Here is a 23,944-nt window from a genome sequence, read left to right on the forward strand (position 1 = left end):
CGACGTCCATGTTCGCCCGTTTTCCGCTTTATCTGCGCTTGATCCGCATGGACAAGCCGATCGGCAGCCTCCTGCTGCTGTGGCCGACGCTCAATGCGCTTTGGATTGCGTCGAACGGCCGCCCGTCGCTATCGTTGATCGTCATTTTCACGGTAGGCACGGTGCTGATGCGCTCGGCCGGATGCGCGATCAACGACTATGCGGACCGCGACTTCGATCGCTACGTCAAGCGCACGGCCGATCGCCCGCTCACTTCGGGAAAGATCCGCTCATGGGAGGCGCTGGCGATCGCGGGCGTGCTCTCGTTCATCGCGTTCTTGCTGATCCTGCCGCTCAACGGGCTCACGAAGGCGCTGTCGGTCGTCGCGCTTTTCGTCGCGGGAAGCTATCCGTTCATGAAGCGTTTTTTCGCGATCCCGCAGGCCTACCTCGGCATCGCATTCGGTTTCGGCATTCCGATGGCGTTCGCGGCCGTGCAGGATCGCGTGCCGCTTTTGGCCTGGGCGATGCTTGTCGCGAATATCTTTTGGGCCGTCGCATACGACACCGAGTATGCGATGGTCGATCGCGACGACGATCTCAAGATCGGCATCCGCACGTCGGCCATTACGTTCGGCCGTTTTGACGTGGCGGCCGTCATGCTCTGCTATGCGGCGACGTTCGCCATCTATGCGTGGCTTGGCGCTTTGCTCGGCTTCGGGTGGCTGTACTGGCTCGGCTGGGCCGCGGCAATCGGCTGCGCCGTCTACCACTACACGCTGATCCGCAATCGTGAGCGGATGCCGTGCTTCGCGGCGTTTCGGCACAACAATTGGCTTGGCGGTGCCCTCTTTGCCGGGATTGCCGCGCACTATGTCGCGGCCGGCTTCTGATCAGTTGCGATCAGTTGCGCGGTACACCTCGCCCGCGTTCGTCAGGACGAGGCGGGCGTCGATGTCGACAGCACAGCGGCTGAACGGTGCTCGGCTACTGCGTGCCGAGTTCGTCACCCATCTCTTTCGCTCGCGCATCGGCGGCGAGCACGCCCGCGACGATCGCGTCCTTCACCCCTTGGGCATTGAACGATGCCAGTGCCGCGGCCGTGGTGCCGCCTTTCGAGGTGACGCGCTCGCGCAGCACGCCGGCCGGCTCTTCCGATTGCGCGGCGAGTTGCGCCGCGCCGGCAAATGTCGCGAGTGCGAGCGCGCGGCCCTGATCGTCCGAGAGTCCCAGGCGGTGCGCCGCTTCCTGTAGCGCTTCGATGAAATAGAAGACGTAAGCCGGACCGCTGCCGGAGATGGCGGTCACCGCGTCGATCTTCGCTTCCTCGTCGAACCAGACCGTTTCACCGACGGCGCCGAGGACGTTAGCCGCGAGCTCGCGGCCTGCCTCCTCGACGCCCGGCAGTGCGACGAGACCCGCCACACCCATGCCGATCAGCGCCGGTGTATTCGGCATCGCGCGCACGATCCGCGTGTAGCCGTTCAGCCAGCGCGCGATGTCGGCGCCGCGAATGCCGGCCGCGATGCTGATGACGAGTTGCGCCGATAGGTGCGGCGCGAGCGCGGCGGCCACTTCCTTCATGACCTGCGGCTTGACGGCGAGGACGATGGCGTCATAGCCGCGCAACGTGTCGTTGGGCGTTGCCGCCGTAGCGATGCCGAACTGCGTTTGCAGGCGCGTGCGGGCGTCTTCGTTGACGTCGACGGCATAGAGATCGGTTGGGGACGTGCCGCGCTTGATGAGGCCGCCGATCAATGCCGCGGCCATGTTGCCGCCGCCGATGAATGCGATTTTCATGAGGATGACTGTGGTCGTGTAAGAGGTGGTTGTAGCTTCGCGCGACTGCCGATCAGCGGCTGTAATCGCGCGCACCGAAGATTGCGCTGCCGATCCGAACGATCGTCGCACCTTCGAGGACGGCCGCTTCGAGGTCGGCCGACATGCCCATCGAAAGTGTATCGATCGAGAGGCCTTCGACTCGCAGTGCCTCGAAGAGCGCTCGCAGCGTGCGATGCTGGGCGCGTTGAGCGTCGGCGTCTTCGGTCGGCTCCGGGATCGACATGAGTCCGCGCAGCGCGAGCCGCGGCAAGGCGGCGATCTCTTTGGCGAGCGCCGGGGCCTCATTGGGAGAGACTCCGCTTTTGGAGGCCTCGCCGCTGACGTTGACTTGAAGGCAGACATTGAGCGGCGCGAGATTCGGCGGCCGTTGTTCTGACAAGCGCTGGGCGATTTTCAGGCGATCGACTGAGTGCACCCAGTCGAAATGCTCGGCGACGGGGCGCGTCTTGTTCGACTGCAACGGTCCGATGAAATGCCATTCGATTTGCGCGCGAAGGTCAGCGAGCGCTTCGATCTTCGCGATGGATTCCTGCACGTAGTTTTCGCCGAAGGCGCGCTGTCCGGCGGCGAAGGCAGTGCGCACATCATCGGCCGGAAACGTCTTCGAGACGGCGAGGAGCTTGACGGAAGCGGGATCGCGTTGCGCCGCGAGGGCGGCCTGGGCGATGCGGCCATGGACCGCCGCCAGGTTATCGGCGATGGAGGACATAAGGGTTCTGTCGGAGGCGTTGGAGCAACGTTACGTTCGGATTATACGTATCCGATGCTGCCATCCTCCGGTGATCTCAAGTGATCTCATCGGCGCGGGCCGCTTCCACAATCGAGTCCTTCGCCGTTGGATTCCGAGCGCGAAACTCGCATATTCGCTCGGACTCGGCAGCGCGTGTCTACGTTGGTCGTCATCACGCATCGGTTTGCGCTACTGGAAGACGCCGATCGTGTCTATCGATTGGAAGACGGGGTGATAGGAGAGCTTTCCCGCAAGTCCTAATCACCAAAGCGATAGTGCAATATGGCCGCGCTGGGCGGCTCAACCGTAAATGGTGTGCTCGACGAGCTCGATCCAATGCGCAACAGGCATCGGCGTGCCGCTTTGCAAATGCGCGATGCAGCCAACATTGGCCGAAACGATCATCTGCGGTTCGAGTGCCGCGAGGCTATCGAGCTTGCGATCGCGCAGCGCGTAAGCCAGCGCCGGCTGCAGGATCGAATACGTGCCGGCCGACCCGCAGCAGAGATGGCTATCGACAGGCAGACGCACCTCGATTCCGAGCGTGCCGAGCAAACGTTCAACCAGACCTCGAACCTGCAACCCATGTTGGAGCGTGCAGGGCGGGTGAAACGCCACCGTATGCACGCCGCGCCGGCGCGCAAGCGCGGTCAGCTCGGTTTCGAAGTCGCTCAGTACCTCGGCCACATCGCGCGCTAGCTCCGTCACGCGTCGCGCCTTCTCCGCATACGCTGGATCGTCACGCAGCAAATGCCCATATTCCTTGACCGTCGCGCCGCATCCCGAGGCGTTGACGACGATCGCCTCGATCCCGGCTTCGATGTGCGGCCACCACGCATCGATGTTCCGGCGCACGTCGTCGAGCGATTCGTCACGGTAGCCGAGATGCAGGCGGATCGCGCCGCAACAGCCGGCCTCGGGCTCGACGATCGTCTGGACGTCGAGCGCATCGAGCACACGTGCCGTGGCGATATTGATATTCGGCAGCATCGCCGGTTGCACGCAGCCGGCAAGCAGCAGCATCTTGTGTTTGTATCCGGTCGTCCGCGCTTGCGGCCATTGCAGCAGACGCTGGCGTGGCGGGACTTTGTCGCGCAGCTTCGGCGGCAGCACCGGCCGCACCATCTGGCCGAGGCGCATGATGGGTGTGAAAACGGCGGCGCTGGGCAGCACGGTCGCGAGAAGGCGTCGCAGGAGCCGCTGTCCGAACGGGCGCTCGACCGTCGCCTCGACATGTTGCCGCCCGATCTCGACGAGTCGTCCATATTGAACGCCGGACGGGCACGTCGTCTCGCAGCTTCGGCAAGTGACGCAGCGGTCCAGATGCAGCTGCGTGCTGCGCGTGACGGACGCGCCTTCGAACATCTGCTTCATCAAATAAATGCGTCCGCGCGGCCCGTCGAGCTCGTCGCCGAGCAGCTGGTAGGTGGGGCAGGTCGCGGTACAGAAGCCGCAATGAACGCACTTGCGCAGAATCTCATCGGCTTCGTTGCCGTCCGCCGTGTTGCGAATGAAGTCCGCGAGTTGGGTTTGCATCGGGTCGCTCGGACGATCGATCAAAGATCCGGGTAGAGGCGCGCCCGGTTGAAGATGCGGGCCGGATCGAAAGCCGCCTTCAGCCCGCGATGAATCTTCATGAGCGGCGCCGGCAACGGCGTGAAAACGCTGGCGCTGCGGTCGAACTCGCGCCCGGCCCGGAAGATCGTCGCGTGTCCACCGGCCTGCTTCGCGCTGATGCGCACCGTTTGCGCATCGGTATCGGTGATCCACCAGCGCTGTGAACCGCCCCATTCCATCATTTGCGCCCCCGGCAATTGCAGCGGCTCGGCAATCGAGGGCAGGGCGAGCCGCCAGAGCGCGGCCTTGCCCGGGATCGTCGAGAAAAACGGATCGGTCTGCTCGCGCAGCCCCTCCCAAAAGCGTTCGGCCTCGACCGCATCGACGACTTCGCCGCCGAGCAAATTGCGCGCGGACTTGACGGCGCTTTCGGCACCCGAGAGCCGCAGCGCCAGCGTACCGTTGCGCCATGCACTCGCCGAGATCGGCACCGGCCGGCCGCACCACTCGTTGAGCTTGCGCACGGCGTCCGTGCCGTTCATGTCGAACTTCAGCGTGGCTTCGGCCACCGGCCGCGGCATCACTTTGATCGAGAGCTCGAGAATGAGCCCCAGCGTGCCGAGCGAGCCCGCCATCAGGCGCGCGACGTCATAGCCGGCGACGTTTTTGACGACTTGTCCGCCGAAGCGCAGGGTTTCGCCTCGACCGTTCATCACCGTCGCACCGAGCACGAAATCGCGCGCCGCGCCCGCCGATACGCGCCGCGGCCCCGCGATGCCGGCCGCGATGCAGCCGCCGAGCGTGGCTCCGCGGCCGAAGTAGGGGGGCTCGAAAGCGAGCATCTGATTGCGCTCGGCGAGCGCCGCCTCGATTTCGGCGAGCGGCGTGCCGCAACGCGCGGTGATGACGAGCTCGGCCGGATCGTAGGCGATGATGCCGCGGTACGCGCGCGTATCGAGGATTTCTCCGGAGAGGGTCTGGCCGTACCAGTCTTTCGTACCGGCCCCGCGCAGGCGCAACGGACGTTCATCCGCCGTCGCCGCGCGAATGCGCTCTGCCCATTGCTCGACGATGTCGTCATCTTGCATGGCCTCTCGCTTTGTCGTCTCGTTCATCCGGTCGTCGGCTTTTTGTTCGAGTCTTGCTGATTCGTGCCCCAGGGGCACTTTCTCAGGGAGCCCATTGTACCGACGCATCGCGGCGGAGCAACTCGCGGTTCACCCGCTCCGGGTTAGTCCTCGTTGTTAAAAGCGTGGCAACTCCGGGTGCGGCAGCAGCCCCCCGCGTACGTGCATCTTGCCGTACTCCGCGCAGCGCGCTCGCGTCGGGATGCCTTTGGTCGGATTGAGCAGCTCGGCCGGATCGAACGCGCGCTTGACCGCAAAAAATGCCTCCCGCTCGGCCAGCGAGAACTGGACGCACATCGAATTGAGCTTCTCGATACCGACGCCGTGCTCGCCCGTCACCGTTCCACCCAGCTCGACGCAGCATTCGAGGATCGCCGCGCCGAACGCTTCGGCGCGATGGAGCTGGTCCGGATCGTTGCCGTCGAAGAGGACGAGCGGATGCATGTTGCCGTCGCCCGCATGGAAGACGTTGATGCAGGCGAGTCCGTAGGTCGCCTCCATCTCCTCGATGCTGGCGAGCAGCGGCCCGATGCTGCGGCGTGGCACCGTGCCGTCCATGCAGTAATAGTCGGGCGCGAGCCGGCCCGCGGCGGGGAAAGCGTTCTTGCGCCCGGACCAGAACTTGAGCCGCTCGGCGTCCGTGCGCGAGATCTGCAGCCGTGTCGCGCCGTGCTCGCGCAGCACCGCCGTGATGCGCACGATCTCTTCCGCCACTTCCTCGGGCGTGCCGTCCGATTCGCAAAGGAGGATCGCGGCCGCGTCGAGATCGTAGCCGGCACCGACGAACGATTCGACGGCGCGCGTCGCGGGCTTGTCCATCATCTCGAGCCCGGCCGGAATGATGCCCGCAGCGATGATGGCGGCGACCGCATCGCCGCCCTTGACGACATCGTCGAAGCTCGCCATGACGACTTGGGCTGTCGTCGGCTTCGGGATCAGCTTCAATGTCACTTCCGTGACGATCGCGAACATCCCCTCGCTGCCGATCATCACCGCGAGCAGATCGAGGCCCGGCGCGTCAGGCGCGAGCGAGCCGAACTCGACGATCTCGCCGTCCATCGTCACCGCGCGCACGCGCAGCACGTTGTGCACGGTGAGCCCATATTTGAGGCAGTGCACGCCGCCTGAATTCTCGGAGACATTGCCGCCGATGGTGCAGGCGATTTGCGAGGACGGGTCCGGCGCGTAATAAAGCCCGTACGGTGCGGCGGCCTCCGAGACGGCCAGGTTGCGCACGCCCGGCTGAACCGTCGCGGTGCGCCCGTAGGGATCGATGTCGAGAATCTTCGTGAATCGAGACAGGGAGACGACAATGCCTTGTGCGATCGGCGTGGCGCCGCCCGACAGTCCGGTGCCCGCGCCGCGCGGAACGACGGGCACGCCGAGGCGTCCACAAATCTGCACGATGCGCTGCACTTGCGATTCGGTCTCAGGCAGCGCGACGGCAAGCGGCAGTTCGCGATAGACCGAAAGGCCATCGCATTCGTAGGGCGCCGTATCTTCGTCGCGATAAAGCAGACAGTGAGCGGGCAACGTCGCCATCAGCGCCTGAACGACTTCGCGCTGACGGTCGGCGCGCATTTTGGCTCGCACCGCCTCGTCGTCGTCCCCGGCGGGGCGCGTGATCGATGCCCCTCCATTAGCCCCTCGCGGTGCGCCCGCGACTTCCGGCCGCGGATCCGTATCGACTCGGGAGGGAACCTCGTTCGGCGCAGGATCGCCCGAACGATGGCCCAAGTGCGGGGCCTTCCGAGTATCGGAGGGCAACGGGCGTGAGTGAGCATGCGGGCCGTTCATTGTCGTCTCCTCGCGTACCGTTTATGCGCGCTGCGCTGTTTATGCGTCGTAGGAAAAGATTTTGCCCGGGTTCATCAGGTTGCGCGGATCGAGTGCATGCTTGACCGCACGCATCACGCCTATCGCGTCGGCGCCATGCTCGTCGAGCAGGAAGCCCATCTTGTGCAACCCAACGCCATGCTCACCGGTGCAGGTGCCGTCCATGCGCAGGGCCCGCTCGACCACGCGCCGGTTCAGGCGCTCGGCTTCGGCGAGCTCCGCGGGCTTGGCCGGGTCGATCAGCATGCAGATATGGAAATTGCCGTCGCCGACATGGCCGACGATCGGGCAGGGCAGTGGAGACCCGCGCAGATCTTCCTCGGTTTCGACGACACACTCGGCCAGCCGCGAAATCGGCACGCAGACGTCCGTCGAGAGCGCGCGGCTGCCGGGCTTGAGCTGCAGCATCGCGAAGTAAGCGTTGTGCCGCGCGTTCCAAAGCCGGCTGCGCTCCTCGGGGCGCGTCGCCCAGGCGAACCCGCTGCCGGCATGGTCGGCCGCGATTTCCTGGACGCGCTCGGCCTGCTCCGCGACGCTCGCGTCCGTGCCGTGAAACTCGAAAAAGAGCGTCGGCGATTCGGTCAGCGTCATGTTCGAATGACGATTGATGGCGCGAATCGCGAGGGCATCGACGAACTCGACGCGCGCGACAGGCACCCCGAGCTGAATCGTCTCGATCACGGTGCGTACGGCATCGCCCATCGTCGGGAATGCGCAGACGGCGGCCGAGACCGCCTCCGGTAGCGGATAGAGTCGCACGGTGATTTCCGTGATGACGCCGAGCGTGCCTTCCGATCCGACGAAAAGCCGAGTCAGATCGTAGCCGGCCGACGATTTGCGCGCGCGCGTTCCGGTCTTGACGATACGGCCGTCGGCCAGGACGACGGTGAGGCCGAGCACGTTTTCGCGCATCGTGCCGTAGCGCACGGCGTTGGTGCCCGAGGCTCGCGTCGCCGACATGCCGCCGATGCTCGCATCGGCACCCGGATCGATCGGGAAGAAAAGGCCGGTGTCGCGCAGCGCCTCATTGAGCGCCTTGCGCGAAACGCCGGCCTCGACGGTGGCCGTCAAATCTTCGGCGTTGATCGAGAGCACCCGGTTCATTCCCGAGAGGTCGATCGAGACGCCGCCTTCCACCGCGAGCAGGTGGCCTTCGAGCGACGAGCCGTTGCCAAAGGGGATGATGGGCACCCCGTAGCGCCCGCAGAGCTCGACGGCCGTGCGCACATCGTCGGTGCTTTGGGCGAAGACGACGGCGTCGGGCGGTACCGGGTCGAACGGCGACTCGTCGCGCCCATGATGCGCGCGCACGGCTTCCGACATCGACACGCGTTCGCCGAAGGCGGTTTTGAGCGCGGTGGCGAGATCGGCCGGAAACGGACGGCGCGGGTTGACGGCGGCTGGCGGCACGGGATGGTTCACGAATGTCTCCTGGCGCGGCCATGCCGAGGGACGACGGCACAGGCGCGCTCGTTGTGGTTGCATACCGATCAAGCGTGATCGTCAGGCTAATGGAATGACCATTTCATTCTACGCCGATCGGGGCGGAGACAACGCGAAGCGGCGCGTGCGTCGGTGCTGGCTGCGACGCGACATGCAACGGGCCGCCGATTGGCTTCCGCGGCGCTTTTATAATCAAACTGTTTTCCGCTGCCACGGCGCGCTCGCGCATGACCAGTGGTGGGTTTTCAGAAAGGCACGGCTTGGTCGATTTAACAACGAGGAGCAGATCATGGGCCACCGCTTGAGCAAGATCGCAACGCGCACCGGTGACGACGGCACGACGGGCCTCGGCGACGGCAGCCGCGTGCCAAAGGACGATGCGCGGATCGCGGCCATCGGCGATGTCGACGAGCTCAATTCACAGATCGGCCTCCTGCTCTGCGAAACGTTGCCCGACGACGTTCGCGAGGCGCTGACTGTCATCCAGCACGATCTGTTCGACCTGGGCGGCGAACTTTGCATTCCCGGTCACACGATGATCGGAGACGCCCACCTCGCGCGCATCGACGACTGGCTCGCCGATTACAACGCCGATCTGCCGCCGCTCCAGGAATTCATTCTGCCGGGCGGCGCGCGCCCGGCCGCGCTCGCCCATGTGTGCCGCACCGTCTGCCGCCGTGCCGAGCGTTCGATCGTCGCGCTCGGCAAAACGCAGCCGCTCGAAGCGGCGCCGCGTCGGTACGTCAATCGCCTGTCGGATCTTCTGTTCGTCCTCGCCCGCGTCTTGAATCGCGCGGGCGGCGGCGCCGACGTGCTCTGGCAGCGCGGGCGCAACGCCGGCTAGCCGCCCGCCAGGCTGTCTTCGCCCGCGAAGAATGATGCGCTGCGACAAATTGTCGTATTAAGATTTGCTGATAAAGATGTAAATTGTGCGCATCTTTAACGAGGAGCAGCCGAATGAGTTCCCCTCTCACCGCAGACCAGATCGCGCGCGTCAAGGCGACCGCGCCTGTTTTCGCCGAGCACGGCGCCACGATCACGAAGCACTTCTACCGGCGCATGTTCGCCAACCGCCCGGAGCTGCGCAACCTCTTCAACCAGACCCATCAGGCGAGCGGCAGCCAGGCCGAGACGCTGGCGCATGCGGTCTACGCCTACGCGGCGAACATCGACAATCTCGCCGCGCTCGGGACGGCGGTCGGCCGCATCGCGAACAAGCACGCGAGCTTGAATATCCGCCCGGAGCACTATCCGATCGTCGGCGAGAACCTCCTGGCATCCGTGGTCGAAGTGCTTGGCGAAGCTGTCGATGAGGCGACGCTCGAGGCTTGGCGCGCCGCCTATGCGCAACTCGCCCAGATCATGATCGGCGTCGAGTCGAAGCTCTATCAGGGCGCGGCATGGAGCGGGTATCGGCCGTTCATCGTCTCGCGCAAAGTGGTGGAGAGCGATGAAATCACCTCGTTCTACCTGACGCCGGCCGACGGCGCCGAGGCATGCGGTTTCGAGCCGGGGCAGTTCGTCACGGTCAAGCGCTATGTCGGCGAACTCGGCGTCGACCAGCCGCGTCAATACAGCTTGTCGGACGCGCCGCACGGCAAATGGCTGCGCATTTCGGTGAAGCGCCACGGCGCGCCGCAGGGCAAAGAGGACGTGCCGCCGGGGCGGCTCTCGACGCTGCTGCACGAGGGCGTGGAAGAAGGCTCGATCGTCGAAGTGACGGCGCCGATGGGCGACTTCTGCCTCGATCGCACGAAGACGACGCCCGTCGTGCTCGTTTCGGGCGGCGTGGGCATTACGCCGATGATGTCGATGCTGTCTTCCCTCGTGGCCGAAGGCAGTACTCGCCGCGTGGCGTTCGTCCACGCTTGCCGCAACGGCCGCGTGCATGCGTTCAAGACGTGGCTCGCCGATACGGTGGCGAAGCATGCGAACGTGACGCGCGCCGTCTTCTATGAGGAGGTGACGGATGCCGATCGCCCCGGCGTCGACTACGACTTCACCGGTCGAATCGACTTCGCGCGCATTGCGGAGCAGGCGCTGCTCCCCGATGCCGATTACTACCTGTGCGGGCCGATTCCGTTCATGCAGTTCCAGCGCGACGCATTGGTCGCGCTAGGTGTGGATGCGGCGCGCATCCACACGGAAGTGTTCGGTTCGGGCGCGGTCTGATCCGGCGATAAGCGCGGCGGGACCGGTCAGTTCCCGCTGCCGCGCACGACACGCCGTGCTTTCACGTTATCGGCCAGCCGCTCCAGCACGCCGACGCTCTCGTCCCAGCCGATGCACGCGTCGGTGATGCTCTGGCCGTAGTTGAGCGGGCAGCCTTCCAGCAGATCCTGCCGTCCCTCGACAAGGTGCGACTCGACCATCACGCCGATGATGCGCTCGTCGCCGCCTGCCACTTGCCGGCCGATCTCGGCGCAAACGGGAATCTGGTTTTCGTGCTTCTTCGAGCTGTTCGCGTGGCTCGCGTCGATCATGAGCCGCGCCGCCAGACCGGCCTTGCCGATCGCGGAACAGGCGGCGTCGACGCTTTCGGCGTCGTAGTTCGGCTTCACGCCCCCGCGCAGGATCACGTGGCAATCCTCGTTACCGGCTGTCGATACGATCGCCGAGTGCCCGCCTTTCGTTACCGAGAGAAAGTGGTGAGGTTGCGAGGCGGCCTTGATCGCATCGACGGCGATCTTCACATTGCCGTCCGTGCCGTTTTTGAACCCGACCGGGCACGACAGCCCCGACGCAAGCTCGCGGTGGACCTGCGACTCGGTCGTGCGCGCGCCGATGGCGCCCCAGGCGACGAGATCGGCGATGTACTGCGGGCTGATCATGTCGAGGAACTCGGTGCCGGCCGGCAAGCCGAGCTCATTGATGCCGACGAGCAGCTCGCGCGCGGTTCGTAGCCCCTCGTTGATCTTGAAGCTGTTGTCGAGATGGGGATCGTTGATGAGACCCTTCCACCCGACCGTCGTCCTCGGCTTTTCGAAGTAGACGCGCATGACGATCTCGAGCTCGCCGGCGAAGCGCTGGCGTTGCTCCGCGAGCCGGCCCGCGTATTCGAGCGCCGCCTTGGGATCGTGAATCGAGCACGGTCCGATGATGACGATGAGCCGGTCGTCCATCCCGTGCAGGATCCGATGCAGCGACTGGCGTGTGCTGAAGATGAGATCGGAGGTCGGCTCCGTGCACGGAAATTCGCGGATCAAATGCGCGGGCGGAGTCAGCTCCTTGAGCTCGCGGATCCGGACGTCGTCAGTGTTGTGCGGGGGCATGCTGCGTTTCTCCTGTCGGTAGGGTGCCGAGTTCGCGCGCGGCGGCGGCACGAAAAAAAACCGCCGGGCTTTGCCGGCGGTTTCTCTCGGGAATTCGGGTTCGCTTTGAGCGCTAACACCCCTCTCGATCCGCCAGCGGACTGAGATGCCAAAAGAAGTAAAAATAAAACTTCGTGAACATGGCTCGGGTGGGACGTCTCAAAAAAGGTGCTTACGCTTTATACCCCGGTTGCGCGCGGCTGGCAAGTCGCGTGCCGGAAAAAGCCGCAAAACGGGCATGATCGGCAGGCACGGGAGGGCTTTTTCCGGCAACGACGGGCAGAGACGGTTGCATCGGTGGCCGGCCTGGAACGCCGGCCAGCCGGACCCGATCGATCAAACCGTTCCGCCGACCGTCATCTTCTCGATGCGCAGTGTCGGCTGACCGACGCCGACCGGCACGCTCTGACCTTCCTTGCCGCAGACACCGACGCCCGTATCGAGCGACATGTCGTTGCCGATCATCGTCACGTATTTGAGCGATTCGGGGCCACTGCCGATCAATGTCGCACCCTTGACGGGGTACGCGATCCTGCCGTTCTCGATCATGTAGGCCTCGGAGGCCGAGAAGACGAATTTGCCGTTGGTGATGTCGACCTGGCCGCCGCCGAAGTTCACGGCATAAAGGCCGTTCTTCACGGAAGCGATGATCTCGGCGGGGTCTTTGTCGCCGTTCAGCATGTAGGTGTTCGTCATGCGCGGCATCGGCAGCGCCGCGTACGACTCGCGGCGCGCATTGCCCGTCACCGGCATCTTCATGAGCCGGGCGTTCAGCGAATCCTGAATGTAGCCCTTCAGCACGCCGTCTTCGATCAGCGTCGTGCATTGCGTGGGGTTGCCTTCGTCGTCGATATTGAGCGACCCGCGCCGGTTCGGCAGCGTGCCGTCGTCGACGACAGTGACGCCCTTCGCCGCCACACGCTCGCCGATGCGTCCCGCGAACGCCGACGAGCCTTTGCGATTGAAGTCTCCCTCGAGCCCGTGACCGATCGCCTCGTGCAACAGCACGCCAGGCCAGCCGGGCCCGAGCACGACCGTCATCGTGCCCGCCGGAGCAGGCCGTGCGTCGAGATTGACGAGCGCGGCTTTCACGGCGTCGTCGACGTAGCGCTTGAGCACTTCGTCGGTGAAATAGCCATAGTCGAATCGGCCGCCGCCGCCGCCCGTGCCGATCTCGCGCCGGCCGTTCTGCTCGGCGATGACCGTCACCGACACGCGCACGAGCGGCCGCACGTCGGCCGCGAGCGCGCCATCGCTGCGCGCGACGAGCACGACGTCGTATTCGCCCGCGAGGCCCGCCATCACTTGCGTAATGCGCGGATCGGCGCCGCGCGCCATCTGCTCGACGCGCTCCAGCAGCTTCACCTTCGCCGTCGCGTCGAGCGAGGCGAGCGGGTCGGCGGCCAGATAGAGATCGCGGCCCGCGACGCCCCTGAGCGCGCTTGCCGCCTGGATTTTCTGCTTGCCGCCGCCCGCCTTGGCGATCGAGCGCGTCGCCTCGGCCGCTTGACGCAGCGCCTCGGGCGAGAGGTCGTCCGAATAGGCGAAGGCCGTGCGATCGCCGGAGACGGCGCGCACGCCGACGCCCTGATCGATGCTGAAGCTGCCCGATTTCACGATTCCCTCTTCGAGGCTCCACGCTTCGCTGCGCGTCGCCTGGAAGTAGAGGTCCGCGTAGTCGACGCGGTGCGTGAAGATATCGGCGAGCGTGCGCGTGAGCAGCGCCTCGTCGAGGCCATAGGGGGTGAGCAGCGCGTCTTTCGCCGTGGCGAGATTGCGAATGCCGGGTTCGATGATGTTCATGCGAATAGATCGAAACGAACGGAATGCGGTGATTGAAAAAGCGGCTATGCGAGCACGCGGTGCCGCCAGGCGGGGAGGCTGCGCCTGACTTCTTCGATGCGCCGGCGCTCGATATCGCCGGCCACGACGCCCGGGCCCTCGTCCGCGCGCTCGGCCACGATCTCGCCCCACGGGTCGATGAGCATGCTATGCCCCCATGTGCGCCGGCCGTTCTCGTGCGTGCCGCCCTGCGCGGCGGCGAGCACGTAGCACTGGTTCTCGACGGCGCGGGCGCGCAACAGCATCTCCCAGTGCGCGCGCCCCGTCGTGTACGTGAACGCCGAGGGCACGACGATCATGGCGACATCGCCCATACGCCGATAGAGCTCGGGAAAGCGCAAATCGTAGCAGACCGACAGCCCCACTCGGCCAAACGGCGCCTCGAAGGTGCGGACCTCGCCGCCGGGCCGGATCGTGCGCGCTTCGTCGAACGACTCGTCGCCCTTTTCGAAGTTGAAAAGGTGGATCTTGTCGTAGCGCGCCGCTTCCCTGCCTTGCGGATCGAACACGAGCGACGTGTTGAGCACGCGCTCGCGGTCCGCGGACGGCTCGCTGACGGCGAGCGGCAGTGTCCCGCCGATGACCCAGAGGCCGTGGCGGCGCGCCGCGTCGGCCAGAAAGCGCTGAATCGGGCCGTCGCCGTAGGTTTCCCGCATCGTGAGCTTGTCCGCCTCCTTGAAGCCCATGAAGCAGAAGTACTCGGGCAGCAGCACGAGCTGCGCGCCGTCGCTCGCCGCCTCGGCGATGAGCCGCGCGGCATGCTCGAGATTGCGCTCGCGCTCGGGCGTGCTCACCATTTGCAGCGCGGCGACGCGAAACGGCGCGGAGCGCGTCGGTGTAGTCGAAAGATCGCTCATGGAGATCAACGTAACCCGTCAGTTCCGTCAGTTGCCGGTGTTGCCGGTTGCTTCGGCCGGAGCAACCATCTTACCCTGATCGCCGGTGACCCGCTCGACGCGCGGATGCGACCATGACCCCGTTATTGCGTACTGCGTCGCGAACGCGTGGGCGATCGACTGCGAGAGCGCCAGGTTGGCCACCAGCGCGCCCAGGCCCAGCAGCGGATTCACGACCGTCGCAGCAATGACGGCCGAGCCGGCATTGAGCGTGGGTGTGACCGCGACGTGCAGATTCTGCGTCTCCGCGGCGAGATTGACGGAGCCCGAGAGGTCGGCGCGCGCCGGCGCGGTGACGATCCGGAAGTCGTCGGTTCGCGCAATGCCGTCGGTGATGCGGCCCGTGCCCGTCACGCTGTGGAACGGCAGCCCTTCGCCGATCACGTCGCGGAAGTTCAACGTGATCACGCGCTGAAGGCTTTGCAGGCTCAATACGCCGAGCAGCTTCGCGACGCCGGGATCGACCTTGAGAATCTGTCCATGCTGGAGGTCGACGCTCATGTGGCCCCAAAGCGTCGGGTAATCGATGGCCGTCGGCTCGCCGCGCCAGCCGATCCTGCCCGTGAGCGAGCCCTTGCCGGCCTTCACTGTGCGCGGAAGGCCCAATTGATCGAGCAGGGCGCCCGCGTCGGCAATGTCGAGCTTGAAATCGATGGCCGTGCGGCGCGGCGTATCCGCAGCGACGTTCGCGCCGAGACGCGGCGCCGTGCGCCAGTTGGCGGTCGCGGCGAGGTGTGCGGCAGGGCTCGTGATGTCGAACTTGTCGACTTGCCAGACCGGCACGCCGTCTTCGTCGAGATTGTGTGCCGCGAGGGCGAGCTGCCCGAGCTTGTGCCCTCGCACGACGAAGTCGTCGATCGTCAGATCGATGGCCGGCATATGCCGAGCCGAAGGCGTCGACAGTTGACCGACGAGCGCGTGCCCGACGGCGACCGGAATTTCCGCCTTGGCGAAATGGGCCTTCAGTTGACCGCCGTCGTTGCTCGTTGCGCCGGGCCGCCAGTTCAGATCGCCCGTGAGCTGATCGGATGCAATTCGCGCTTGCCAGTCGCGCCCCGATTCTTCCGCGTCGATGTGGACGTTCGCCCATTCGCGCTCGAGCAGCTTGAGCGTACCGAACCGCAGGTCGAAGTGACTCGGGGCGAACTGGCTGCTCGATGCGTTGTTCGACGCGCTGCCCGAGTGGCCCCTCGAATCGTTGCCATCCACCGGGTTGGGGCGGGCCTCTCGAGGTCCGGCCGTATCCCGCGACTGGCGCAGCTCGGTCACGAGCGTACGCCAGGCGTCGGCGTCGAACGACTGCAAATCGGCCGCCGCGCTCACCCCTTCGGTCGGCAGCCGCGCGGGCTCGCCGATGCCGATCGCTCCTCGCACGACCGAGAGCGCGCCCAGTGCATCGGGATGCACCGCGCCGTGACGCACCAGATACGAAGCCGTCACGGGACCCAGTGCAAGGTCCGCGCGCGTGAGCGGCGAACCGTTATCTTGCGCGAGGGCCGGCTCGGGCTTCACCGAGAACGAGAATGGCATCGGCGTGCCCACCGGCTTGCCAAGCGGGGCGGGCAGATCGAGCGCGAGGCCGGTGAGGTCGGAATGCGCGGAGACCTCGGGCAAGGCGCCTTTTCTGCCACGGATCTCGAGCGCATAGGGCGCGGCACCGTGCACACGGTCCAGCAGCTTGCCGGCCGTTCCGTTCCGGTCGAAGTCGCGCGCGCTGTCCGCCGCGATTTGTCCCGAAATGCCGAAGCCATAGCTGCCGTTGGCCGCGAGCCCGCCGTCGGCCTTGAACTCGCCGCCGAGCCAGCGACCGGCGATCCGTTCGAGCGAGAGCGTGTGCTCCGTGAATCGCACGCCGCCCGTGAGCTTCTCGAGCGGCGGCCATTGCGGACGGGCCAGTGTGTTGCCGTGCAGCCCGACGGTGCCGGCCACGCTCACGTGCGGCATCTGTGTGCGCGGCACCGTCAATTGGAGATCGAGGGTCGCCGGCCCGCTAGCGCTGAGCGTGTCGCCCACGTGATCCGTCGAGTTGCCGGCGGCGCTGTTATTCAAATAGTCGAGCAGATCGGCGAGCGGTCCCCGAGCTCTGCCGTCGATGACGAGGCTCGACCCGTGATTGCCGAGATCGGCGATTCGGCCGTTGACGCGTTCCAGCGCTATGCGCTTGTAGTGGCCTTTGTCGATATCGAAGCGCAGCAGGTTCTCGCTGAGCGTAAAGACGCCGTTGATGCCCTCGAGCGCCGGCCAGACGTCGGGCTCGCCGTTCCGGAGCTTTTTCGGCGGATAGGGCGAGGGATCGAATTTGCCGCCCGAGAACGGTGCGACGATGCGAAAGATGCCCGCGTGCGGATCTCTCGAATAGGGAAACTTGTCGAGGCCGCCATGGATTTCGATCGTTGCGTTGCGCGCGATGCCGTCCTGCAGACCGTGGCCGAGATAATGGCGCGTGTGCTCGCCGACGCTCGTCGGCAGGTAGCGCGGGATGGCGGGGACCTTCGCGCGCGCGATGTTCGCCGTCAAGTCGAGCGCACCGCGCCCGTGCCCCGGGTTCGTATAGTTCGCGACGACCGTACCGGCCGTATCGGCGTTCTCGAAGCTGAGCTCAGGCACGGTCACCGCAAACGCCTTGTGGGGCTCGCCGGGGGCCGGCGTCACGGTCCACTGCCCGCGTCCACGCAGACGGTCGAATGCGAGGCGAGGGTCGTCGAACTCCCCGGGCACCGTCAGCGTCGCGTTGACCGTATCGATCGATACGTCGCCATGCGTTTCGTCGGCGTCGATCGTTCCCCAAATGTTTTCGAAGCCCGGCAAGCCTACGCGCGGATGGCCGGCGGGCGAGAGTCCCGGGGGCGGCTCCTGCGCGGCGAGGCTGATGCCTTCGAGGTCGCCCTTCACACGGTAGCGGACGATCGGCGCCGTGCCCGTGACGCGCTGCTCGCTCGCCGCGAGCGCATTCTCGGGCCGAGCTCGCTCGGCCTCGAACGTGTATTTCGCGATCATCCCGCGCGGATCGAAACGCACGAGCTCGTCGAGGAAGCGTTCGGGCACCGGGAGCGCCCGACTGAACTCTGCGAGCACGCCGAGATCGACGCGATCGCCCGTGACGCTCATCAGTTGCCCGTGCTCGACACTCGCCGGGCGATAACGGCCCACGAGCGTCGAAAAGGACAGCGTCCGGGTGACGGGCGTGCCGTCGGCGAGCGGCGGCTGGCCGAGCTCGGCGTGCAGATTCGAGAGGCGCAGGCGATAGTCGCGCTGCGGCTCGATTTCGGCGGCCCAGCTGAACTGCGCGACGGGCACATGGAGTTGCGGGTGGGTGGGGCGCACGCGCAGCGCGATGTCATAGCCTTGCAGCGTGCCCGACGCCGCAAGGATATGGCCGCCGGAGAAGTCCGCCCATATCGCGTTGTCGATGCGCCCGGCGTAGAGCGCGATCGGCGTCTGGACGTAGCGCGCGAGCATCGGCAGGTCGACGGGGCCCGTTGAAATATAGGTTTCGCCGGTCCAGTTTTGCGGCCTGCCGCGCTCGCCGAGGGGCCGATGGCGAAAGCGCGCGCGGAAGTCGAGCGGGCCCTTGAGAACCGTGCCTTCGGCCGGCGCCTGCAAAGCGAGGTAGTGCTCGAAGCCCTTATTGACGATGGCCGCGCGAATGTCGTGCAGCGCGAGCTCGGGCGCCTTGCGGACGTCGTCGCGCCAGCGCAGCTTGCCGCCGCGCAGCACGATCGCCTCCTGCGAGAGCAGCCAGTTCGTGAAGGTCGTGTCGTTGCCTTTGTGCGTGGTCGGCACCTGGACGCCCGCGATCGTCAACGAGCCGTCGGCCGCGCGCGCCGCGAGCACATCGGGCCCGTCCACGACGAGGCTCGCGAGCGCGGGCTTGCCGCGTGCGAGCGAGCGCCACGAGACCGTCGCCGTCGCATGCGGCACCGATAGCGCGAGATTGCCGTCGCGATCGCGTATCGTGAGGCCCGTCACATCCACCCCGGGTTCGAGACCGGACCAGTGGGGCGCGAGCTTCTCGATGCGCAGCTCGGCATGGATGGTTGCCGACACAGCTTGCTCGATGCGCGGGCGAAAGTCGTCGATGCACGGCAACAGCAGATAGCGCAGACCGAGGAAGGCGGCCGCGGCCGCGAAGTAAAGCGTGATGGCGAACGCGAGCGCGATTTTCAGCGCGCGGCGAAGAAGCCGATGATCGTGAAGCGACTGTCCGGCAACGGTTCTTGCTGCGGATTCCTTGCTGTCGGACATGCTGCGGCGAACGGGGCGTGAACGGGGTGGAGCGGCCGGGCTGTGGTAGTTTGGCGTCTTGGACGTCGAATGTATCACAGGGGCGGGCGCCAGCGATCATGGCTATGCGGACTGAGGGTCTGCCGCCGGCGCGCCGTCAAGCTTTCCGGAGCTTTCCATCCGTCGCGGCAACCCGCGACCCACACCGCTCATGACCGTACCCTCCTTGTCGAGTTCCAGCTATTCCACCTACGCCGCGCGCGCGATCGCGGCGCGCCTCGAGTTGGCCGAGCGCTTGGCCGAATGGGCCGAGGCGCCTGTCACGCGAGAATGGATCGAGGCGCGTTTCGGCGAGCTGGTGAACGAGGCTCAGGCCAGCGGCGCGCCCTTCGACGAGGCGCTGTTGCGCCGCGTGTTGCGCCGCTTGCGAACTGATGTGTTTTGCACTGTCATGGAGCGCGATCTGCGCGGGCGGGCTGATGTGGCCGAAGTCACGGGGGCCATGACCGATTTGGCTGAGGTATCGATCCGGAAGGCGCTCGAGGTGCTTTCAGCCGAGCTCGAAGCGCTCTTCGGCGAGCCGCGCGGGCCGGAAGGCGAGCGACTCGTGCTCGGCGTCGTCGGCATGGGCAAGCTCGGCGGGCGCGAGCTCAATGTCTCGTCCGACATCGACCTTATCTTCGTCTACGAAGACGACGGAGAGACGGCCGGCGGTACGCGCGCACCAGTTACGACGCAGGAATTCTTCACCCGGCTCGGGCGGCGGCTCATCGGCGCGCTCGCCGAACCAACGGCCGACGGCTATGTCTTTCGCGTCGACATGCGTCTGCGGCCGAATGGGGACGCCGGGCCGCTCGTCTGCAGTCTCGGCATGCTCGAAGAGTATTTCTATGTGCAAGGGCGTGAGTGGGAGCGCTACGCCTGGATAAAAGGGCGGCTCGTTTCCGAGGACGAGAGTGAAGCCGCGAAACGCCTCGCGCGGCAGCTCGACGCGCTCGTGAAGCCATTCGTCTATCGCCGCTATCTCGATTTCGGCGTGATAAGTGCGATCCGCGCGCTGCACCGGCAGATCGGCGAGGAGGCGCGGCGGCGAGCCTCGATGCGCCCCGAAAAGGCCGACGACATCAAGCTCGGCCGCGGCGGGATTCGCGAGATCGAGTTCAGCGCGCAGGTCTTCCAGCTTATTCGCGGCGGGCAGGATGCGGGCTTTCGCATTCGGCCGACGCTGCAAGTTCTGCGCTATGCCGCGACGCGCGGACTGGTGACGCCCGCCGTCTGCGCGAGGCTCGGTGAAGCCTATACGTTTTTGCGCATGCTCGAGCATCGCCTGCAGTATCGGCACGACGGGCAAACGCATGCGATGCCTGTCGACGAGGACGAGCGCGCGCGGCTCGCTGCTTCGCTTGGCTTTGCCGACTACGCTGCGCTCGTGGCGAAGCTCGACGGCTATCGGGAGTTCGTCGAGACGCAGTTCGATCAAATTTTTGCGGACAAGGCGCGGGGTATCGGTGATGCGCCCGACGAAGGCGCGGCGGCCGGGGTCTGGGAAAGCGCGCTGGAAGACGATGCGGCTAGCGAAGCGCTTGCCGCCCGACTGGCCGAGCAAGGTTTCGGCGACCAATCGGGGGAGGTGCTCGCGCGACTCACCGCTGTTCGCCGTTCGACACGCTATCTCGGCCTCCCCGAGCGTAGCCGTGAGCGCTTCGATACGATCGCGCGCCGGGCGTTGGACGCCGCGGCGAGGCTCGAGCCGGCGGTGACCCGTGCGCCGACGCTGACGCGGCTTTTCGATCTGCTCGAAACGGTGAGTCGGCGCAGCGCCTACCTCGCATTGCTCGACGAGTATCCGGCAGCGCTCGAACGCGTAATAGGGGTGCTCGCGGCCTCGCGCTGGGCGGCCGGGTACTTGACGCGCCATCCGCAGTTGCTCGACGAACTACTCGACGACGAGGCGATCGCGAGCCCGTTCGATTGGGGCGCGTTCCGGGCGTCGCTGCGCGCACGGCTTGCCGCGGCGGACGGCGTCGAGCTCCAGATGGATTTGCTGCGCCATGCTCATCAGGCCGAGGTCTTCCGCATTCTGCTCATCGATCTGGCCGGCAAGCTGACGGTCGAGCAGGTGAGCGACCGGCTCTCCGAGCTGGCCGATTCGGTCCTCGATGTGACGATGGAGGCCGTCTGGCGGCATCTGCCGAAGCGGCATCGCGATGTGCCGCGTTTTTCGATCATTGCGTATGGGAAGCTTGGCGGCAAGGAGCTTGGCTACGCGTCGGATCTCGATCTCATCTTTCTTTACGACGACCCGGATGAAGCGGCGGCCGAGATCTATGCGACTTTCGCGCGTCGCCTCATCACTTGGCTCACGACATCAACAGGTGCCGGCACTTTGTTCGATGTCGACTTGCGGTTGCGGCCGAACGGGGAGTCGGGGCTGCTCATCACCGATCTCGATGCGTTCCGTCGTTATCAGTTGCGCGAGGGCGATGCGGCCAATGCGGCCTGGGTCTGGGAGCATCAGGCACTCACGCGCGCACGGTTTTGTGCGGGCGACGCGGAGATCGGCGCGCAGTTCGAGGCCATCCGCAAGCAGGTGCTGACGACGCCGCGCGAGGCGGCGCCACTTGCTGCGGAGATCGTGGCGATGCGAGAGCGCGTCGCCGCGGGCCATCCGAATCGCACGGAGTTGTTCGATCTGAAGCACGATCGCGGCGGGATGGTCGATATCGAGTTCGTCGTTCAATATTGGGTGCTGCTCCATGCGGCGCGGCATCCGGAGCTCGTGCTCAATACCGGGAATATCGCGCTGTTGCGAGAGGTCTCGCATTTTGGGTTGATGAGCGCCGAGGAGGCTGAGACGGTCGGCGGTGCTTATCGCACTTATCGAAAGTTGCAGCACCGACTGAGGCTCGACGGGATGGAGATTGCGCGCGTGGCGCCGGAGAGCATTGGCGCGGAGCGTGGGGCCGTGTTGGGGCTTTGGCGGCGCGTGTTTGGTTGACGTGCGGTTAATGATGAACTGCCGTTTTCGGCAAGGGCGACAGGCGCTTGCCGGGCCACATCCTGCAATTCGCCGGCGTGCGCTCCAAATACTTCAGCGGCCGTCCCTGTAGCAGCCAGCGGACGTTGACTGTTCGTGTCATCGGGCATTGTGACCGTTTCGATAATCATCGATACGACGTGCCAATAAGGACTTTCGGACGGACCCGACGGAACACACAAGTCAGCACTATTTTAGGATAACGGTGGATCCTAAAATAACGCCTCTTGTTATTTTACGATCGAGCCATTTGAGGAGGCACAATGCCAGCATACGTACACGTCAATTTGCGCGTCATCGATTCCTCAAAGCAGGCGCGGCTCGCTCCACGCTTTAAGGTTGCCCTAGAAGAAGCGGGCGGACGGATACTACATTTCGGCCCCGTTGCGCAGGTTCTGGAGGGGGATGAGGCGCCGCTGCCGATGGCTGGCGTGTTTGAGTTTCCGACTCTCGCGCAAGCGCTAGCCTTCTACAACTCGGAGAGGTATGCGCCGATAAAGGCAGAACGTCAGGAGGCTCAGCAAGCGCGAATGTTCGTAGTTGAAACCCAACCGTGAGTAGCCGCTTTCGACAGATGTGACCGCCCGGAATGGGTCAGGTGCTATCGACCACATCGGGCAGTAGTCGGCGATGAACAATCGGTCGACGTCAACGCCCGGAACCTTGATGATTGCGGTGCCGGCGCGTCGATGCGCCGAACATGGACGATTAGCCGCGGCGTCGCCTCAGCAGCCGGCTGGTAGTCCAGACGAGAGTTCCCGCCAGTATCAAAGCGGCGAGCAAACTGGCTATCGCGTAGACGTCCTCCACTTGTTCGTCGCCATACGCGCCGAACCATGCGGCGAAGCGGACGAGCGCTTCCGTCGCCCAAGGCGCAAAAGGGATAGAACCGAGGACGCGCGCAACGCCTAGCGCAATGACTAGGGTGGCCGCCAAGTTCGGTGCGATAAATTTGAAGCGTTTCATCGGACGTCCACGGTGCCATAGGCGCGCATTGTAGTTCCGGGAATCGAAATGGTCGAAGCCGATTTGAGGCGATCGCGCAGTATTTCGAACTGGCTGGGACTCACAAGGGCGATGCAGCCATCGCTGAGCCGCCGCGGCCCAACTGGGTGAAGCCTGAAGTTGCCGCGGCGGATGCCGTTCACGCTAGTCCAGTCGTCAATAATGTCGTCGTTGCGGTACAACGCGAACCAAGCGGTCCGGTCCGTGCGGTAGAAATGCTTAAGGACGAAATCGCGGATACTGCCCATCCGGCCGCCCGACTCACGGTCGACGATATAGTACCGGCCGGGCGGCAGTGGACCGACATCCGGCTGATCGACTGCGGCAGGATTGTCGCGTCCCTCGCCGTTCCCCGAAAAAGCGGTGAACGCGCCAACACCGGTGCACGAAAGCGTGGAGAACTGGTTATTGTTCAAGTGGAACTGGCAGGATATCGGCATAACGTTCAGAGCAGTGGACCGCACGACGGGTTCACCGAGCGGCGTCGCGGGTCAAGCGAGCCATTGGCGGATTTCACGCGGCAGCGGTTGAGGAAGATCATGCCGCCGATGCTAACTGGGGAATTGCCGCTTTCGGCGGCGCTCCTTTCGTCCTCGGACAGAAGTCCGAGGCTTTTTCGAGCAAAGCATGATGAGATACTGCGCATTCGCCGCCGCCGTCATGTGTAGCTCAGCATGGGCCGGCTCCGCCATTACCTCGCCTGCGCAAGTATCCGCCGCGGTCGAGCAACAAGGCGCGGCAACATTCCTGGCGTCTCTCAGCGCGGACGACATCGATAGGTTGATGGACAAAATCGGCTCCGGCCGATCCGAGTGGGTTGCGCTCGCCCCCAAGCTTGCTGAGGGCGCCGACGCAGGTAATGCCGAAGGACTAGGCATCGAACTCGCATATGCGCTGCCGAAGAATCCGCAGGCCGTCCTAAATGTTGTGGACCCACTCGAAGGTGATGGTCACATCCTCGAAGTTTCGCGCGTATGCGGCATCCCTTTTATCGAGACCGTTCCCGCCGGCTACAAAGTCAAAGCGCTCCGTGCAGTACGCAACGTAACGGAGCCGCGGTTGCGAGACGTCAAAGCACGTTGCATTGAGGCACTCGAGAAATCGTGACGCGAGCG

18 protein-coding genes are annotated in these 23,944 nt (G+C 65.3%); 6 read left to right on the forward strand and 12 right to left on the reverse strand.

Going from position 1 to position 23,944, the window contains the following annotated elements:
• Nucleotides 1-8 precede the first annotated feature (8 nt).
• Nucleotides 9-872, forward strand: a complete 864-nt coding sequence (gene ubiA / locus C9I57_RS09265; protein ID WP_107150605.1) for a 4-hydroxybenzoate octaprenyltransferase — start codon at nt 9-11, stop codon at nt 870-872.
• A 94-nt stretch (nt 873-966) separates the two neighbouring features.
• On the opposite strand, the gene proC is transcribed toward ubiA, so the two are convergent.
• The 6 genes from proC to C9I57_RS09295 form a co-directional block, all read right to left on the reverse strand.
• Nucleotides 967-1,779: a pyrroline-5-carboxylate reductase gene (proC, locus tag C9I57_RS09270; protein ID WP_107150329.1), complete on the reverse strand. Its 813-nt coding sequence runs from the start codon at nt 1,777-1,779 to the stop codon at nt 967-969.
• 52 nt (nt 1,780-1,831) lie between these two features.
• Nucleotides 1,832-2,530, reverse strand: a complete 699-nt coding sequence (locus tag C9I57_RS09275) for a YggS family pyridoxal phosphate-dependent enzyme (protein ID WP_107150330.1) — start codon at nt 2,528-2,530, stop codon at nt 1,832-1,834.
• Nucleotides 2,531-2,851: 321 nt separating this feature from the next.
• Nucleotides 2,852-4,087, reverse strand: coding sequence for a glycolate oxidase subunit GlcF (glcF, locus tag C9I57_RS09280; RefSeq protein ID WP_107150331.1), 1,236 nt, complete (start codon nt 4,085-4,087; stop codon nt 2,852-2,854).
• A 20-nt stretch (nt 4,088-4,107) separates the two neighbouring features.
• On the reverse strand, nt 4,108-5,196 hold the full coding sequence (glcE, locus tag C9I57_RS09285) for a glycolate oxidase subunit GlcE (protein ID WP_107150606.1): 1,089 nt from the start codon (nt 5,194-5,196) through the stop codon (nt 4,108-4,110).
• A gap of 156 nt (nt 5,197-5,352) precedes the next feature.
• On the reverse strand, nt 5,353-6,816 hold the full coding sequence (locus tag C9I57_RS09290; RefSeq protein WP_107150332.1) for an FAD-linked oxidase C-terminal domain-containing protein: 1,464 nt from the start codon (nt 6,814-6,816) through the stop codon (nt 5,353-5,355).
• Nucleotides 6,817-7,071: 255 nt separating this feature from the next.
• Nucleotides 7,072-8,493: an FAD-binding oxidoreductase gene (locus C9I57_RS09295; protein ID WP_107150333.1), complete on the reverse strand. Its 1,422-nt coding sequence runs from the start codon at nt 8,491-8,493 to the stop codon at nt 7,072-7,074.
• 310 nt (nt 8,494-8,803) lie between these two features.
• On the opposite strand from C9I57_RS09295, the gene C9I57_RS09300 reads away from it, so the two are divergent.
• Both C9I57_RS09300 and hmpA read left to right on the forward strand, forming a co-directional pair.
• The gene (locus C9I57_RS09300) at nt 8,804-9,358 is read left to right on the forward strand and encodes a cob(I)yrinic acid a,c-diamide adenosyltransferase (RefSeq protein ID WP_107150607.1); all 555 of its coding nucleotides are present in this window, start codon (nt 8,804-8,806) and stop codon (nt 9,356-9,358) included.
• Nucleotides 9,359-9,471: 113 nt separating this feature from the next.
• A complete protein-coding gene (hmpA, locus tag C9I57_RS09305; protein ID WP_107150334.1) occupies nt 9,472-10,686 on the forward strand; it encodes an NO-inducible flavohemoprotein in 1,215 nt (404 codons plus the stop codon).
• Between the two features lie 26 nt (nt 10,687-10,712).
• On the opposite strand, the gene aroG is transcribed toward hmpA, so the two are convergent.
• From aroG to C9I57_RS09325, 4 genes are all read right to left on the reverse strand, one after another.
• Entirely contained in the window at nt 10,713-11,786 is a 1,074-nt protein-coding gene (aroG, locus tag C9I57_RS09310) for a 3-deoxy-7-phosphoheptulonate synthase AroG (RefSeq protein WP_107150335.1), read from the reverse strand.
• Nucleotides 11,787-12,161: 375 nt separating this feature from the next.
• Nucleotides 12,162-13,628 (reverse strand): metalloprotease TldD, encoded by a 1,467-nt coding sequence (gene tldD / locus C9I57_RS09315; protein ID WP_107150336.1) that lies wholly within the window; start codon nt 13,626-13,628, stop codon nt 12,162-12,164.
• 44 nt (nt 13,629-13,672) lie between these two features.
• Entirely contained in the window at nt 13,673-14,524 is an 852-nt protein-coding gene (locus tag C9I57_RS09320; protein ID WP_107150337.1) for a carbon-nitrogen hydrolase family protein, read from the reverse strand.
• A 27-nt stretch (nt 14,525-14,551) separates the two neighbouring features.
• On the reverse strand, nt 14,552-18,808 hold the full coding sequence (locus C9I57_RS09325) for a YhdP family phospholipid transporter (RefSeq protein WP_107150338.1): 4,257 nt from the start codon (nt 18,806-18,808) through the stop codon (nt 14,552-14,554).
• Nucleotides 18,809-18,998: 190 nt separating this feature from the next.
• Between C9I57_RS09325 and glnE the strand changes: the two genes are divergently transcribed.
• Nucleotides 18,999-21,785 (forward strand): bifunctional [glutamate--ammonia ligase]-adenylyl-L-tyrosine phosphorylase/[glutamate--ammonia-ligase] adenylyltransferase, encoded by a 2,787-nt coding sequence (glnE, locus tag C9I57_RS09330; RefSeq protein ID WP_107150339.1) that lies wholly within the window; start codon nt 18,999-19,001, stop codon nt 21,783-21,785.
• Between the two features lie 302 nt (nt 21,786-22,087).
• Nucleotides 22,088-22,381: a DUF1330 domain-containing protein gene (locus C9I57_RS09335; RefSeq protein ID WP_107150340.1), complete on the forward strand. Its 294-nt coding sequence runs from the start codon at nt 22,088-22,090 to the stop codon at nt 22,379-22,381.
• A 151-nt stretch (nt 22,382-22,532) separates the two neighbouring features.
• Here the strand turns inward: C9I57_RS09335 and C9I57_RS09340 are convergent, their stop codons facing one another.
• Complete coding sequence (locus tag C9I57_RS09340) at nt 22,533-22,790, reverse strand: non-ribosomal peptide synthetase (RefSeq protein ID WP_107150341.1); 258 nt, start codon at nt 22,788-22,790, stop codon at nt 22,533-22,535.
• Entirely contained in the window at nt 22,787-23,269 is a 483-nt protein-coding gene (locus C9I57_RS09345; RefSeq protein ID WP_107150342.1) for a DUF2778 domain-containing protein, read from the reverse strand. Before C9I57_RS09345 ends, C9I57_RS09340 begins: the two co-directional genes overlap by 4 nt.
• A gap of 343 nt (nt 23,270-23,612) precedes the next feature.
• On the opposite strand from C9I57_RS09345, the gene C9I57_RS09350 reads away from it, so the two are divergent.
• Complete coding sequence (locus tag C9I57_RS09350; protein ID WP_258187566.1) at nt 23,613-23,936, forward strand: hypothetical protein; 324 nt, start codon at nt 23,613-23,615, stop codon at nt 23,934-23,936.
• Nucleotides 23,937-23,944: the final 8 nt, after the last annotated feature.

Source organism: Trinickia symbiotica (genome assembly GCF_003028655.1).
Lineage (GTDB): Bacteria > Pseudomonadota > Gammaproteobacteria > Burkholderiales > Burkholderiaceae > Trinickia > Trinickia symbiotica_A.